The following is a 14,148-nucleotide window of genomic DNA, read 5'->3' on the forward strand; positions in this document are numbered from 1 at the left end:
ATGACAGTGTTATGGAGGGTGTGCCCGGAGACATCAAGCCGAAGGAGTCCACTGCGATGCCCCAGCTGAGCGTGATCGTCTACGGGCCGAACACCCAGGGGCATCTGACCGAACTCCTCGACTCGCTGGAGGCCCACCCGCTCACCGACGCCGAGGTGATCGTCGCCGCGGTCGGCGCGTGGGCGCGGGAGACGGCCGAGCGCCATGCCCCGGACACGGTCACCGTCGCCCTGCCGGAGGGCACCGGTGACGCGGCGGCCCGGGCGGCCGGCGCCGCCCGCGCGTCCGGCCGCTGGCTGCACTTCGTGCACGCCAAGGACGGCCTGCCCGCCGGCGCGCCCCGCCTGATCGCCGAGCGGACCGCCGAACTGGACGCCACCGGTGCCGCCACCGGCGCTCCCGGTGAGCCGGACGCCCCCGTCGACGTGCTGCTCTTCGACCACGTCACCACCACCTGGCAGACCGCCGCCACCCCCTCCCGGGACGGCCGCCACCTCGCCGCGGTCGGCCGGGCCCCCTTGCCCCTGGCCGGAGCCCCCCATCTGCTGCGCCTCACCCCGCTGCTCGGCGACCGCGCGCTGCGCACCGCGTTCTGGCGGGCGCACGAGGAGCGGCTCACCACGGACGACGAGCCGCGCGCCGCCCACGCGGCCCTGCTGTACGCCGGCCGTGTCGCCTGCTTGAACCAGGCGGCGTACGAGAACCGGGTGCTGCGCCCCGAGAGCCTGCCGCCGCGCGCCCCCGAGGACCGGCTCGCGCTCATCGACCGCTACGAGTCCCTGCTCCCGCTCGCCGGCGAACGCCGGGCCGTCCGCACGGTGCTGTACGACCTGATGGTGCGTGACCTGCTGCGCGCCTTCGCCCGCGAGGACCTGCCCGACCCCGTGGCCCGCGAGTTCTTCCGGCGTGCCTCCCTGGCGGCGCTCCGCTGGCGCCCCGAGGGCCATCAGCGGCCGGAGGGCCTGGAGGGCGTGCGGCACGCGCTGCTGGAGGAGGGCGCGTACCACCGGTACCGGGCGTTCCAGGCCGCCAACCGCACCCGCCGCGCGGCCCGCAAGGCCGTACGGACGCACAAGCGGCGGCTGGGCGCGAAGATCCGCGGACACCAGTACCGCCGCGCCCTGAACCACCCGCTGCGCCCCGACCTCGCCGTGTTCGCCGCGTACTGGGACCGCGGGGTCGCGTGCAACCCGGCCGCCATCGCCGCGAAGCTCGCCGAACTCGCCCCGCACATCCACCCGGTGTGGGTGGTGACCGGCCAGAACGCGGCCCTGCTGCCGCCCGGCACCGACCACGTCGTGCCCGGCACCCGCCGCTACTGGGAGACCCTGGCCACCGCCACGTATCTGACGAACAACGTCAACTTCCCCAACGCGGTCGTCAAACACCCCGGCCAGATCCACCTGCAGACCCACCACGGCACCCCGCTCAAGCGCATGGGCCTGGACCAGATGGACCATCCGGCCGCCGCGAAGGGGCTGGACTTCGCCGCCCTGCTCGCCCGGATCGACAGGTGGGACTACAGCGTCAGCGCCAACAGCCATTCCACCCGCATGTGGGAGCGCGCCTACCCGGCCCGCTACACGTCCCTGGACCACGGCTATCCGCGCAACGACGTCTACTACACGGCCACGGCGGCCGACGTGCGCGCGGCCCGCGCCCGCCTCGGCATCGCACCCGGCACCACGGCCGTCCTGTACGCCCCCACGCACCGCGACTACGAGGCCGGTTTCACCCCCCGCCTGGACCTCGCCGCCCTCGCCGACCGCCTCGGCGACGACACGGTCCTGCTCGTGCGCGCCCATTACTTCTACGGCGGCGCGGCCTCCCCGCTGACCGGCCTGCGCCGCTCCGGCCGGATCATCGACGTCTCCTCCTACGACCCCGTCGAGGAACTGTGCCTGGCCGCCGACGCGCTGGTCACGGACTACTCCTCGATCATGTTCGACTACGCCAACCTGGACCGCCCCATCGTGATCCACGCCGACGACTGGGAGACGTACCGGACCACCAGGGGCGTCTACTTCGACCTGACGGCCGAACACCCCGGCCAGGTCGCCCGCACCCAGGAGGAACTGACCGAGATCTTCGCCTCCGGTGCCTGGCGCGACGAGAGCGCGGCGAAGGCGCGGGCGGCGTTCCGGCGCCGCTTCTGCGAGTACGACGACGGACGCGCCGCCGAACGGGTCGTACGGCGGGTGTTCCTGGGCGAACCGGAGGAGTCGCTGCCGCCGGTGCTGCCGCTCGAGGACCGCACGCCCGCCCCGACCCCCGAGGAGGCCACGGCATGACCCGCCCCGACGTCACGGTCACGGTCATCGTCCACAACGACGCCGCCCGCCTCCCCCGCGCGGTCGAGTCGGTGCGCGCGCAGACCCACCCCGCCATCGAGATCGTCATCAGCGACGACCACTCCGAGGACGACACCCCGGACGTGGCCCGTCAGCTGGCGGCCCGCGACCACCGCATCCGCTACCTCCGCCTGCCCCGCAACAGCGGCGGGTGCAGCGCCCCGCGCAACCGGGCCGTGGAGATCGCCCGGGCGCCGTACCTGATGTTCCTGGACAGCGACGACGAGCTCCCGCCCCGGTCGGTCGAGTCGCTGCTCGCGGCCCACCGCGAACGTGAGGTCGACTTCACCATGGGCGCGGTCCGCCGGGTCCGGGTGGACACCGGCCAGGAGTCGACGTGGATGCCGCACCTGGTCGCCGAGCGCCGCACGGTGGAGGGCATCGCGGCGGACCCGCGGCTGTTCTTCGAGCACCTGTCGACCGGCAAGATGTACGCCCGCTCCTTCCTGGACCGCCACCGGCTCCGCTTCCCCGAGGGCATCCACTACGAGGACCAGCTGTTCTCGGCGCAGGCGTACTGCCTGGCGAAGGCGTTCACGATCATCCCCGACCCGGTGTACGTGTGGTACATCGAGCCGTTCGCCGACGCGGCCTCCGCCTCCATCTCCAACCAGCGGCACCGGATCTCCAACGTCCGCGACCGGGTCCACGTCCAGCACCTCATCGACGACTTCCTGGTGAGCAGCGGGCACGCCGGGCTGCGGGCGGACAAGGACTACAAGTTCCTCAAGCACGACTTCCGGATGTACGCCGGCGACCTGCCCTACCGTGACGAGGAGTGGCTGGCGGCCTTCGCCGGCCTCGTGAACCCCTACCTGGACACGCTGGCCCCCGAGGCGTACGCCCGGCTGCCCCGCGCCGAGCGGGTGGTGCTGGAGCTGCTGCGCGACGGCCGCCTGCCCGAGGTGCGGCTGGCGGCGCGCGGGCTGGGGCACGGGGTGGCGCCGAGGCGGGTCACGGCCGACGCGGCGGGCCGTCCGTACTGGGGCGGCACCGTCCCCGCCACCGACCGCGCCCGCCGTGAACTGGACGTCTCCGAGCTGGAGCTGGAGACCCGGCCCTTCCCCACGGCCCAGTTCCGCCACGAGATCACGGCACTGGCTCCCGGCCCCGGGGCGTCCTTGGCCCTCACCGTGCGCACCTACGACCCCGGACTGCGCCTCCCGGTCGGCCCGCAGCGGGCCTGCCTGGTGCTCTCCCCCGGCGGGCACCGCATGACGGTCCCCTTCCGCCTGGACCCGGTCCGGCCCGGCGTGTTCGAAGGCGGCGTCCGCCTCGACCTGGCCTCCGCCCGGCTGCCCCTGCCCGGCTTCGAGGGCGTACGGCACCCGCTGGTCCGCCTGGACCAGCAGGGCCTGTCCCACACCGGCCTGCTGCTGGCTCCGCTGGACTTCCCCACGCACCGGATCCGCGTGCCCTACCGCTCCGGGGCGACCCCGCACGAGATCGTCCTCGAACCGGAAGGCCGCAACCCCGGCCGCCTCCAGCTGCGCTGGCGCCCGGTCGGGGTGACGGCGCGGGTCGTCGGGCCGGTGGTACGGCACGTGGCCCGGCCGCGGATCCGCGGCGCCGCCCGGCTGGTGGCGAGCCTGCTGAGGTGAGACGGGCGCAGGGCACCGTTGCGCCGAGCCGTACCCACACCGCACCCCCGTGGAGTCACCATGGCCCAGCTGGTCCCTCCGTCGGCCCTCACCTCCGGCCGGCCGTCCGGTGGCGCGCGCGGCGGTCTACGGGCCCGGTTGCGCGAGGCGCTGCGCCGGCAACCCGTGCGCGTCACGTTCGTCCCGCGCGAGACCTGGTGTGCCGTCGCCCTCCAGCTGGCGCTGTCCCTCCTCGGGTTCGCCGTCCTGCTGCTGCTGAACCGGCATCTCGGCCACGGGGTGACGGGCGTGTTCCGCCGCTGGGACGCGGCCCACTACCTGTCCGTGGCCGCGCACGGCTACCCCGACCGGCTCCCCTTCCGGGCCGACGGAGTGCCCGGCTACAGCACACTCGCCTTCTTCCCCCTGTTCCCCGGCCTCATCCTCGCCGTGCACGCGGTGACCGGGCTGACGTTCGCCCACGCCGGTGTGCTGGTCTCCTGGGTGGCCGGGGCGATCGCGGCGAGCGGGGCGCACACCCTGGCGCGGGCCGTCGTCGGCCACCGCGCCGCCCTCGTCTGCGTGGGACTGTGGGCGTGTTCGCCGTACGCGTTCGTGCTCTGGATCCCTTACTCCGAGGCCGTGTTCACCGCTGTGCTGATGTGGGCGCTCGTGGCCCTGGTCGCCCGCAGGTGGGTGGCGGCGGGGCTCCTGTGCGCGCTGGCCGGGACGGTCCGTCCCACCGCCTCGGTGCTGGTCGCGGTCACCGCCCTGACGGGGCTGGCGGCGCTGGCCGGCCGCCGTGACGGCCTGCGGCCCCTGGCCGCGACGGTGCTGGCCCCGCTGGGCCTGGTGGGGAGCTGGCTGTACCTCGGCAGCAGGATCGGCTCGGTCACGGGCTGGTTCGAGGCGCAGCGGGCCTGGGGCCAGTCCTTCGACCTCGGCCGGGGCACCCTCCACTTCCTGCGCCACGCGGCCGGCGAGCACTCGCCCGACATGCGGTACGTGGCCGTGCTGACGACGATCGCCGCCGTCGCCGTCGGGACCGTCGCCCTGGCGCTGGACCGGCGGGTGCCCTGGCCCCTGGTGTTCCTCGTGGCGGGCGCCTGGCTGCTGATGATCGGTGTGAACGGCGCGCCGTACTCCAAGCCCCGCTTCATGCTGCCGTTCCTGCCCGTCCTGCTGCTGCTCCCGGCGCCCGCCCTGGCCAGGGCCCGGCGGGAGGTGCGCTGGCTGGTGTACGGGAGCGGCGCGGTGTTCGCCGGCTGGTACGGGGCCGGGCTGCTCGCGCTGTTCCGGCCGGCCCCCTGATGTCCGGTACACCGGGAAAGCCCCGCTATATGCTGGATCGCCGTGTTCGGCCCTGACGCATCCTGCTCCCGCACCGACCGGACTGGAGAGACCCTTGGACGGCGCAAAGGCTCACCTCGCCCGCGTGCGGGCGCTGCCCCTGCTCGCCGCCGTGGTCCTCCTCGTCCTGCACGTCTTCGCCTATCCGGCGACCCGGTTCTCCAACGACTCCTACCGCTACGCCCGCGAGGCCTACCGGTTCCTCGGCGACTCCCCCCGGCAGGCACGGCAGAAGGCGGTCGCCGCCTACTGCGCCGACACCGCCCGGCTCGTCCACCGCAACCGGCTGCTGGACCAGCGCAAGTTCCGCGAGCCGGGACGGGAGGCGGCGTACCGGCACACCTGCGAGACGAAGTACCGCGACGGCCTCGCCCCCACCAGCCCGAAGTACGAGCGCATCTTCCGCACCCGGCCCGGTTACCCGCTGATGGCCGCGCCGCTGGTGGCGCTGCTCGGCGCCAAGGCGGGCCTGACCGCGGTGGCGCTCGCCTTCACCACGGCCGCCGGATGGCTCGTGTACCTGCTGCTGCGCGCGCTGCGCTCCCCGCCGCCGGCCGCCGTTCTTGGCCAGGTCCTGTACTACGTCACGCCGCTCGCGCAGTGGGGCGGGCGTCCCCTGTCCGAAGGACCGGTGATCGCCCTGATGACGGCCCTGCTGCTCGCCGCGGTCTGGCTGCTGCGCGGCCGGGTCACGCGGGGCGCGCTGCTCTTCGCCGGCGCCTTCGCCCTCGGGTCCGCCGTCAAGTACTCCAGTTTCCTGATCGTGGGGCTGTTCCTGGCGGCCGCCGCGTACGCGGTCCTCGTGCTGGTCCGGCGCGCACGGCATCGCGGCACCTGGGTGCTGGCCGGGCTCTCGACGGCCGGCACGGTGGCCGTGCTCGCCGTCAGCAGGGCGTTCGGGCTGCCGGGCATGACCGACTCGTTGCAGGACATGTTCACCCTGCACTGGACCTATCCCGAGGTCGCCGGCCCCTGGCGGTCCCTGCTCCGGCTCGACACCTCCTACTGGTGGCAGTGGCTCCAGCGGGAGGCCCTCGCCCCGCTGCTGCTCACCCTCCTCGCGGCCGGCGCGTGGGGGCTGTGGAAACGCTCGGTGCCGGTGGCCCTGTGCGTCCTCGCGACGGGCCTGACCGGATTCGCGACCATGGCCGCGCACCCGCTGGCCGTGGAACAGGACCGGCTCTACGTCCAGATCTGGCTCGTCCCCGTGATCGGCCTGCCCCTCGCCCTGGAACGGCTGTGGCGGCTGGGGGGCACGGCACCCGCCGCGCCCGGCGGCGACCGGACCGCCGGGGAACCCGCCGGCTGCGCCACCTGACCCCCGCGCCCGGGGCCAGGGGCCCTGCGCCCGGAGCCCCGGGGCCCGGCGGGAAACGGGAGGGCGCCCCGGGCCGTCACCGGCCGGGGGCGCCCTCACCGCCGTACGGCTACGAGTGCGTCCGCAGCAGCGTCCGCATCGTGCGCATCGCCACCGACAGGTTGGCGAGGTCGAAGGAGTCCGAGCTGCGGATCTCCTCCAGGGTGGTGCGGGCACGGCCCAGGATCGCGGTGTTCTTCTGCTCCCACGCCGTGAAGCGCTGCTCCGGCGTCGAGGTGCCGTCACCCGCCGCGAGGACGTCCGCGGTGAGCGCCGCGTGGGCCGCGTACAGGTCCTCGCGGATGGAGGCACGGGCCATGGACTGCCAGCGGTCGGCGCGGGGCAGCTCGATGATGCGGTCCATCAGCTGCGTGATGCCGAGCCGGTCGGCGAGGTCGTAGTAGATCTCGGCGACGTCCAGCGGTTCCTTGCCCATGCGGTCGGCCACCGAGACGATGTCCAGCGCCGGGAAGGCGGAGGAGAAACCGGCCACCCGGGTGGCGAGTTCGTCCGGGACACCGGCCTCGGACAGCTCGTCGTACACGTGCTGGTACCACTCCAGGTCCGCGCCGCGCAGCAACTTCGGTAGCTCCTGCCAGACCCGCTCGACCCGCTCGGCGAAGAACTCCACCGTCTCGGCGAGCTGGAGCGGCTGCGGCCGGTTGTTGAGCAGCCAGCGGGTACCGCGCTCGATCAGACGCCGCGAGTGCAGCCGGATCCTGGTCTGGACGCCGGCCTCGACCCGGTTGTCCAGGGCCTCCACCTCGTCCCACACCGCCGCCGAGCTGAAGATCCTGCGGGCCGCGGTCTGGGCGCGCACGATCTCCTCGAGCGAGGCGCCGGTCTCCTCGCGCAAACGGTGCAGATACGTCGTACCGCCCGTGTTGACCGTGTCGTTGACCAGCACGGTCGTGGTGATCTCTCGGCGCAGCGGGTGGTTGGCGATCGCGTCGGCGAAGCGCTCGCGCAGGGCCGTCGGGAAGTACGCGTGCAGCAGGCCGCGCAGGTACGGGTCGTCCGGCAGCGACGTGTGCAGCAGCTCCTCGGCGACCGTGATCTTCGTGTACGCCAGCACCACGGCCGTCTCCGGGCCGGTCAGGCCCTGGCCCTGGCCGAGGCGCTCACGGATCTGGCGGTCGGTGGGCAGGAACTCCAGCGCCCGGTCCAGGTGGCCCTCGCGCACCAGGTGGCGGATGAACCGCTGCTGGGCGTGGAGCATGTCCTTGGCCTGTGACAGGGCGTTGGCGAGGGCGGTGTTCTGCGCGTAGTTGTTGCGCAGCACCAGGGCGCCGACCTCGTCGGTCATCTCGGCGAGCAGCTTGTTGCGCTGCTTGACGGTCATGTCGCCGTCCGTGACCAGGCTGTTCAGCAGGATCTTGATGTTCACCTCGTGGTCGGAGGTGTCCACGCCGGCGCTGTTGTCGATCGCGTCGGTGTTGATCCGGCCGCCGTGCAGGGCGAACTCGATGCGGCCGAGCTGGGTCAGGCCCAGGTTGCCGCCCTCACCGACGACCTTGACGCGCAGGTCGGCGCCGTCGACGCGGATGGCGTCGTTGGCCTTGTCGCCGACGTCGGCGTTGGACTCCGCCGACGACTTCACGTAGGTGCCGATGCCGCCGTTCCACAGCAGGTCCACCGGCGCCCGCAGGATCGTCTTCATCAGGTCGGCCGGGGTCATCTTGGAGATCTTCTCCTCGATGCCCAGGGCCTGCCGGATGTGGCTGTTGAGGGTGATCGACTTGGCGCTGCGCGGGAAGATCCCGCCGCCGGCCGACAGCAGCTTGGTGTCGTAGTCGGCCCAGCTGGAGCGGGGCAGCTCGAACAGGCGGCGGCGCTCGGCGTAGGAGACGGCCGCGTCCGGGACGGGGTCGATGAAGATGTGCCGGTGGTCGAAGGCGGCGACCAGGCGGATGTGCTCGCTCAGCAGCATGCCGTTGCCGAACACGTCACCGGACATGTCACCGATGCCGACGACCGTGAAGTCCTCGGACTGCGTGTCCACGCCCAGCTCGCGGAAGTGCCGCTTCACGGACTCCCAGGCGCCGCGCGCGGTGATGCCCATGCCCTTGTGGTCGTACCCGGCCGAACCGCCGGAGGCGAAGGCGTCACCGAGCCAGAAGTTGTACGTCTCGGCGACCTGGTTGGCGATGTCCGAGAACGTCGCGGTGCCCTTGTCGGCCGCGACCACCAGATAGGTGTCGTCCCCGTCGTGCCGGACCACGTCCTGCGGCGGCACGACCTCACCGGCGACCATGTTGTCGGTGATGTCGAGCAGCGCCGAGATGAACGTCTTGTAGCTGGCGATGCCCTCGGCGAGCCACGCGTCCCGGTCCTCGGCCGGGTCGGGCAGCTGCTTGGCGACGAAGCCGCCCTTGGCACCCACCGGCACGATGACGGTGTTCTTCACCATCTGCGCCTTGACCAGGCCGAGGATCTCCGTCCGGAAGTCCTCACGCCGGTCGGACCAGCGCAGCCCACCGCGCGCGACCTTGCCGAACCGCAGGTGCACGCCCTCCACACGCGGCGAGTACACCCAGATCTCGTACGCCGGGCGGGGCGCGGGCAGGTCCGGGATGGCCTGCGGGTCGAACTTCATGGACACGTACGCGTGCGGCTCGCCGCCGAGCGCCTGCTGGAAGAAGTTCGTGCGCAGGGTCGCCTTGATGACGGTCAGGAACGACCGCAGGATGCGGTCCTCGTCCAGGCTGGCCACCTGCTCCAGGGCCGCGTCCAGCTCCTCCAGCAGGGCGTCGGTGATCTCCAGCCCGGCCTGCTGCCGCTCCGGCGACATCCGCGCCTCGAACAGGGAGACGAGCAGCCGGGTGGTGTGGACGTTGTTGCGGAGGGTGTCCTCCATGTAGTCCTGCGAGAAGGTCGAACCGGCCTGCCGCAGGTACTTGGCGTAAGCGCGCAGCACCATCGCCTGGCGCCAGGTGAGCCCGGCGCTCAGCACGAGGGCGTTGAAGCCGTCGTTCTCGGCCTTGCCGGTCCAGGTCGCGGCGAACGCCTCCTGGAACCGCTCGCGGGCGTCGCCGCCCAGGTAGTCGCCGGCGGAGCCGCCGAGCGACTTCGGCATGCGCAGACCGAAGTCGTAGATCCAGGCGGTGGTGCGGTCGGCGCAGCGCAGCTCGTACGGCCGCTCGTCCGTGACCTCGACGCCCAGGCGGCTGAGCACGGGCAGCACCTGGGACAGGGAGACCGAGCCGCCCTTCTGGTAGATCTTGAAGCGGCGTTCCTCGGGAGCGGCACCCACCGGCTCGTACAGGCTCAGCGAGAAGATCTTGTCCTCGCCCAGCTGCTCCAGGTGCACCAGGTCGGCGACCGCCGCACGCGGCGGGTGGTCGGCCTTGTACCCCTCGGGGAAGGCGTTGTGGTAGCGGCGCAGCACCTCCGCCGCGCTCTCCTCGCCGCACTCGGCGGTCAGCGCCTCCGCGAACGCGTCGGTCCAGGAACGGGCCGCCGCCACCAGACGGGCCTCGATGCGCTCCTTGTCGGCGTCCGACAGCTCGGACAGCTCGGTGCCCTGCGGGACCCGGACCACGAAGTGCAGCCGGGACAGGATCGACTCGGTGTTCCAGGCGGTGAAGTCGACGCTGATGCCGCCCAGCTCCTCCTTCAGGATGTCGATGATCCTGAGGCGGACGCCGGTGGTGTAGCGGTCGCGCGGGAGGTAGACGAGGGCCGAGTAGTAGCGGCCGTACTCGTCCTGGCGCAGGTACAGCCGCAGCCGGCGGCGCTCCTGGAGGTAGAGCACGCTGGTCACTATGGCCTGGAGTTCGGTGACCGGCGTCTGGAACAGCTCGTCGCGCGGGTAGGTCTCCAGGATCTGGAGCAGGTCGCGGCCGTCGTGGCTGTGCGGCGAGAACCCGGCGCGCGTCAGCACCTCCTCGACCTTGCGGCGGATCACCGGGACGCGGCGCACGGACTCGGTGTAGGCGGCGGAGGAGAACAGACCGAGGAAGCGGCGCTCGCCGACGACGTTGCCGTCCGCGTCGAACTTCTTGACGCCGATGTAGTCGAGGTACGACGGCCGGTGCACCGTGGCCCGGCTGTTGGCCTTGGTCAGCACCAGCAGCTTGTGCTCGCGGGCCTTGGCCCGGGCGTCGGCCGGGAGCCGCTCGAAGGAGGGGCTGACCGGGTGCCGCTCCTCCTCGGCGTGGTGCGGGTCGGAACGCAGTATGCCCAGACCGGTGCCGGGCACGGCGGTGAGCGTGTCGTCGTCGCGCAGCTGGTACTCGCGGTAGCCGAGGAAGGTGAAGTGGTCGTCGGCCAGCCAGCGCAGCAGCTCGCGGGCCTCCTCGATCTCGGGCTTCGCCAGGTCGGCGGGGGCGGGCTCGCCCACCAGGCCGTCGGCGATGCGGATCGAGGTGTCCCGCATCTTCTCCCAGTCCTCGACGGCCTCACGGACGTCGGACAGGACGCGCAGCAGATCGGTGGTGATCTGCTTGAGGTCGGCGCGGTCGGTCTCCCGGTCGATCTCGACGTGGATCCAGGACTCGACGTGCGCGTCGTGCGGGAGGTCGCCGACGGGCGGCGTCGCCAGCACCTCGACCAGCTTGCCGGTCACATCCCGGCGGACCACGAACTGCGGGTGGATGACGACGTGGATGCCGCGTCCCTGCCGGGTCAGCTCGTTGGTGACCGAGTCGACGAGGAAGGGCATGTCGTCGGTCACGACCTCCACGACGGTGTGGCTACAGGTCCACCCGTTCTCCTCCACGGACGGGGTGTGCACCCGGACGTTCGCGGTTCCCTGCGGGCGGGTCTCGGCGAGACGGTGGTGCGAGACCGCGGCGCCGAAGACGTCGACGGGGTCGCGGCCGGCGAGGTCTTCCGGTGCGGTGTGCAGGTAGTAGCGCTGGAGGAACGTGAGCAGGGATTCGCCGTCCGGGGTGCCGGAGCCGCCCTCGCTCGTCGTCCCGGTCGGTAGGTGCCCCCCGACCGGGCTGTTCTCAGCAACCCGGGCGGCCCGTTCGAGCAGCTCGGCCTTGGCTTCGTCCAGCTTGGTCTGCATTGTCCTCTGGCTCCTGTCGCGCGCCGTTGCGTGACGTAGAAGGAAGTACGGTCTCTTTCCCCTCGGCTCGCCACGGCCCGGGGTCTCCGGTCCGTTCCGACGCTATGCCGCGAGATGAGATTCGTGGGGGGTATTCGGCCATTTCCGGCACACCCGTCGACTGTGACGCTGCTCTCGGCACCGCCGAGTCCCGGAGTGTCCTCGGCCTCCTGGGGGCACCGGTGCCCCCGTCCCGCCCGCGAAGATCGGCGATCGCCGCCCGGTCACGGAGGTACTCCGTGCAGCCCGGGCGCAGGGCAGGAGCCTCATCGCTCCCGCGGGATATCGCGCTGATCACGCCACCAGGCTATCGCCCCTCACCCGGGGCCCGTCATGAGCCGTATGTGTACAAAACCGAGGGGTGAAGTTTGACGTTCTGCACAGCGGCGGTACGCGTCCGAGTGGCGTAACCGGCGATCCGGTCGCGCCCCCGCGCCCGCGGACGCACCCTGAGAAACACCGGGCCCCCTTGGCAAGCGCCTCCGGCGGGGGCACCGTGCCCAGTGTGCCCGGAGTCTGCCCGGAGGAGCCGACCATGCCCACCCAGATCCTGATCGTCACCGGCGACGCTGCGGAGTCCCTGGAAGTCCTCTACCCCTACCAGCGGCTGCGCGAGGAAGGCTACGACGTCGACATCGCGGCCCCCACCCGCAAGACCCTCCGCTTCGTCGTCCACGACTTCGAACCCGGCTACGACACCTACACCGAGAAACCCGGCTACACCTGGCCCGCCGACCTGGCCTTCGCCGAGGTCGACCCCGGCCGGTACGCGGCCCTGGTGATCCCCGGCGGCCGGGCCCCCGAGTACCTGCGCAACGATCCCGAACTCCGCAAGATCCTCAAGGCCTTCTTCGACGCGGACAAGCCGGTCGCCCAGATCTGCCACGGCCCGCTGCTCACCGCCGCGCTCGACTCCCTCCAGGGCCGCCGGGTCACGGCCTACCCCGCGCTGGAACCCGACATGCAGGCCGCCGGCGCGGGCTTCCAGGACGCCGAGACGGTCGTGGACGGCACGCTGGTCTCCGCCCGCGCCTGGCCGGACCACCCGGCCTGGATGCGGGAGTTCCTGAAGATCCTGCGCACGAAGGCACCGGCCACGCCGGCGTGACCGACGGCCCCTCGTGCGGCCCGGACGGCCCGGCCTCGCCGGGCCACCGGTGCCACGCCCGGCTAAGCCGCTATCTTCCGCGCCTCCGCCACGGCCTCGGCCAGCGTGTCCACCACCGGCACCCCCACGGCCTCCAGACCGGCCCGGCTGTGCGAGCCCCCGGTGTACAGCACGGCCCGCGCGCCCACATGCAGCGCGGCGACCGCGTCGTCCGCCGCGTCCCCGATGACCACGGTCCGCTCCGGCGCCACCCGCCCCGTCAGCGCCCCCAGATGCCGCACCATGTGCTCGGCCTTGCTGCCACCGGACGGACCCGTACGCCCGTCGACCCGGAGGAAGTGCGCCTCGATCCCGAAGCCCCGCACCAGCGGCACCAGGTCCTCGTGCCCGTACATGCTCAGCAGCGACTGGCTGTGTCCGGCCGACCGCCACCCGGCGAGCAGCTCCGCCGCGCCCTCGGTGAGCGCACACCGCACCCGATGCTCGGCGTAGTGCCGGTGGAAGACCCCGTCCATCAGCTCCCACTCGGCGCCCGTCGGCAGCCGGCCGAGCAGCCGCTCGTAGAACTTCGGCACCGGCACGCAGTACAGCGAGCGGTACTGCTCCAGCGTGATCGGCGCGAGGCCCAGCTCGGCGAAGGCCGCGTTCGTCGCCCCGATGATCGCGTCATTGTCGTGGAACAGCGTCCCGTTCCAGTCCCAGACGATGTGCGCGCTTCCTTGCGTCCCCATGTCGAAAACCGTACCCGCCGCCACTGACACGTACGGCTTCCGCCCAGGTCAGGCCCGTCCGACCAGGTTGGGGATCTCCTGCGTGGCGTACCACAGCAGTTCGTGGTCGTCCGCGCCGTCCACCACGAAGCGCGCGTCGTCGTCGCCGCCGTCCGCCGCCTCGAGCGCGTCCGCCGCCGCGCGCACGTCCCGCTCCGCGTCGTCCGCGTCGACGTGCACGGCGGCGGCCTTCGCCAGCGGCACCGCCGTCCGTACCGTCACCTCGCCCAGGGCATCCGGGTCGAGCCCGCGGTCGGGGTCGGCGCTCGCGGCGCCGTCGGGCACGTCCACGGCGACGACGACCCGGCGCCGCACCGCGCCCGGATCCGCCGCCAGCAGCCGCAGCGAGGCGGCGGCGGCCCGGCCGAGCGCCGCGTACTCCAGCTCCTCGATGTCGTCGGAGAGGTACCACTCGCGCAGCGCGGGGGTGACGGCGTACGCCACGAAGGGCCCGCTGCCCAGCTCACCCGTCTTGTGCGCCTCGGCGAGAGCGGTGAGGGTCAGGGGGACGTAGACGCGCATGCTGGCCGCTCTTTCCTGGTCAAAGGCTCCGCTGGGCCCCGGGAGGAGGCGGCTGGC

The 14,148-nt window shown here is 72.6% G+C and carries 8 protein-coding genes; 5 read left to right on the top strand and 3 right to left on the bottom strand.

The annotated features are described in order from the left end of the window. Nucleotides 1-56: 56 nt before the first annotated feature. The 4 genes from ACGFT1_RS28450 (at nucleotide 57) to ACGFT1_RS28465 (ending at nucleotide 6,599) form a co-directional block, all read left to right on the top strand. Nucleotides 57-2,291 carry a CDP-glycerol glycerophosphotransferase family protein gene (locus ACGFT1_RS28450; RefSeq protein ID WP_373911832.1) on the top strand — a complete coding sequence of 745 codons (2,235 nt, stop codon included), beginning with the start codon at nucleotides 57-59 and terminating at the stop codon, nucleotides 2,289-2,291. Next, nucleotides 2,288-3,952: a glycosyltransferase family 2 protein gene (locus ACGFT1_RS28455; RefSeq protein ID WP_373911833.1), complete on the top strand. Its 1,665-nt coding sequence runs from the start codon at nucleotides 2,288-2,290 to the stop codon at nucleotides 3,950-3,952. Before ACGFT1_RS28450 ends, ACGFT1_RS28455 begins: the two co-directional genes overlap by 4 nt. 60 nt (nucleotides 3,953-4,012) lie before the next feature. Continuing rightward, complete coding sequence (locus tag ACGFT1_RS28460; RefSeq protein ID WP_373911834.1) at nucleotides 4,013-5,242, top strand: hypothetical protein; 1,230 nt, start codon at nucleotides 4,013-4,015, stop codon at nucleotides 5,240-5,242. 94 nt (nucleotides 5,243-5,336) lie between these two features. Beyond that, entirely contained in the window at nucleotides 5,337-6,599 is a 1,263-nt protein-coding gene (locus ACGFT1_RS28465; protein ID WP_373911835.1) for a hypothetical protein, read from the top strand. Between the two features lie 109 nt (nucleotides 6,600-6,708). Here ACGFT1_RS28465 and ACGFT1_RS28470 read toward each other — a convergent pair whose 3' ends face one another. Then, nucleotides 6,709-11,652 carry an NAD-glutamate dehydrogenase gene (locus ACGFT1_RS28470; protein ID WP_373911836.1) on the bottom strand — a complete coding sequence of 1,648 codons (4,944 nt, stop codon included), beginning with the start codon at nucleotides 11,650-11,652 and terminating at the stop codon, nucleotides 6,709-6,711. Between the two features lie 574 nt (nucleotides 11,653-12,226). Between ACGFT1_RS28470 and ACGFT1_RS28475 the strand changes: the two genes are divergently transcribed. After that, entirely contained in the window at nucleotides 12,227-12,799 is a 573-nt protein-coding gene (locus ACGFT1_RS28475) for a DJ-1/PfpI family protein (RefSeq protein WP_373911837.1), read from the top strand. Between the two features lie 62 nt (nucleotides 12,800-12,861). On the opposite strand, the gene ACGFT1_RS28480 is transcribed toward ACGFT1_RS28475, so the two are convergent. Both ACGFT1_RS28480 and ACGFT1_RS28485 read right to left on the bottom strand, forming a co-directional pair. Then, complete coding sequence (locus ACGFT1_RS28480) at nucleotides 12,862-13,530, bottom strand: HAD family hydrolase (RefSeq protein WP_373911838.1); 669 nt, start codon at nucleotides 13,528-13,530, stop codon at nucleotides 12,862-12,864. Nucleotides 13,531-13,578: 48 nt separating this feature from the next. Then, on the bottom strand, nucleotides 13,579-14,091 hold the full coding sequence (locus tag ACGFT1_RS28485) for a DUF6912 family protein (protein ID WP_373911839.1): 513 nt from the start codon (nucleotides 14,089-14,091) through the stop codon (nucleotides 13,579-13,581). Nucleotides 14,092-14,148: the final 57 nt, after the last annotated feature.

It is taken from the genome of Streptomyces sp. Y20, assembly GCF_043195475.1.
In the GTDB taxonomy this organism is placed as follows: Bacteria; Actinomycetota; Actinomycetes; order Streptomycetales; family Streptomycetaceae; genus Streptomyces.

What these genes read in the sequence shown, in the direction of transcription:
- ACGFT1_RS28470 (WP_373911836.1), bottom strand. Translation starts at nt 11,652, where the DNA reads ATGCAGACCAAGCTGGACGAAGCCAAGGCCGAGCTGCTCGAACGGGCC.
- ACGFT1_RS28460 (WP_373911834.1), top strand. Translation starts at nt 4,013, where the DNA reads ATGGCCCAGCTGGTCCCTCCGTCGGCCCTCACCTCCGGCCGGCCGTCC.
- ACGFT1_RS28455 (WP_373911833.1), top strand. Translation starts at nt 2,288, where the DNA reads ATGACCCGCCCCGACGTCACGGTCACGGTCATCGTCCACAACGACGCC.
- ACGFT1_RS28485 (WP_373911839.1), bottom strand. Translation starts at nt 14,091, where the DNA reads ATGCGCGTCTACGTCCCCCTGACCCTCACCGCTCTCGCCGAGGCGCAC.
- ACGFT1_RS28450 (WP_373911832.1), top strand. Translation starts at nt 57, where the DNA reads ATGCCCCAGCTGAGCGTGATCGTCTACGGGCCGAACACCCAGGGGCAT.
- ACGFT1_RS28475 (WP_373911837.1), top strand. Translation starts at nt 12,227, where the DNA reads ATGCCCACCCAGATCCTGATCGTCACCGGCGACGCTGCGGAGTCCCTG.
- ACGFT1_RS28480 (WP_373911838.1), bottom strand. Translation starts at nt 13,530, where the DNA reads ATGGGGACGCAAGGAAGCGCGCACATCGTCTGGGACTGGAACGGGACG.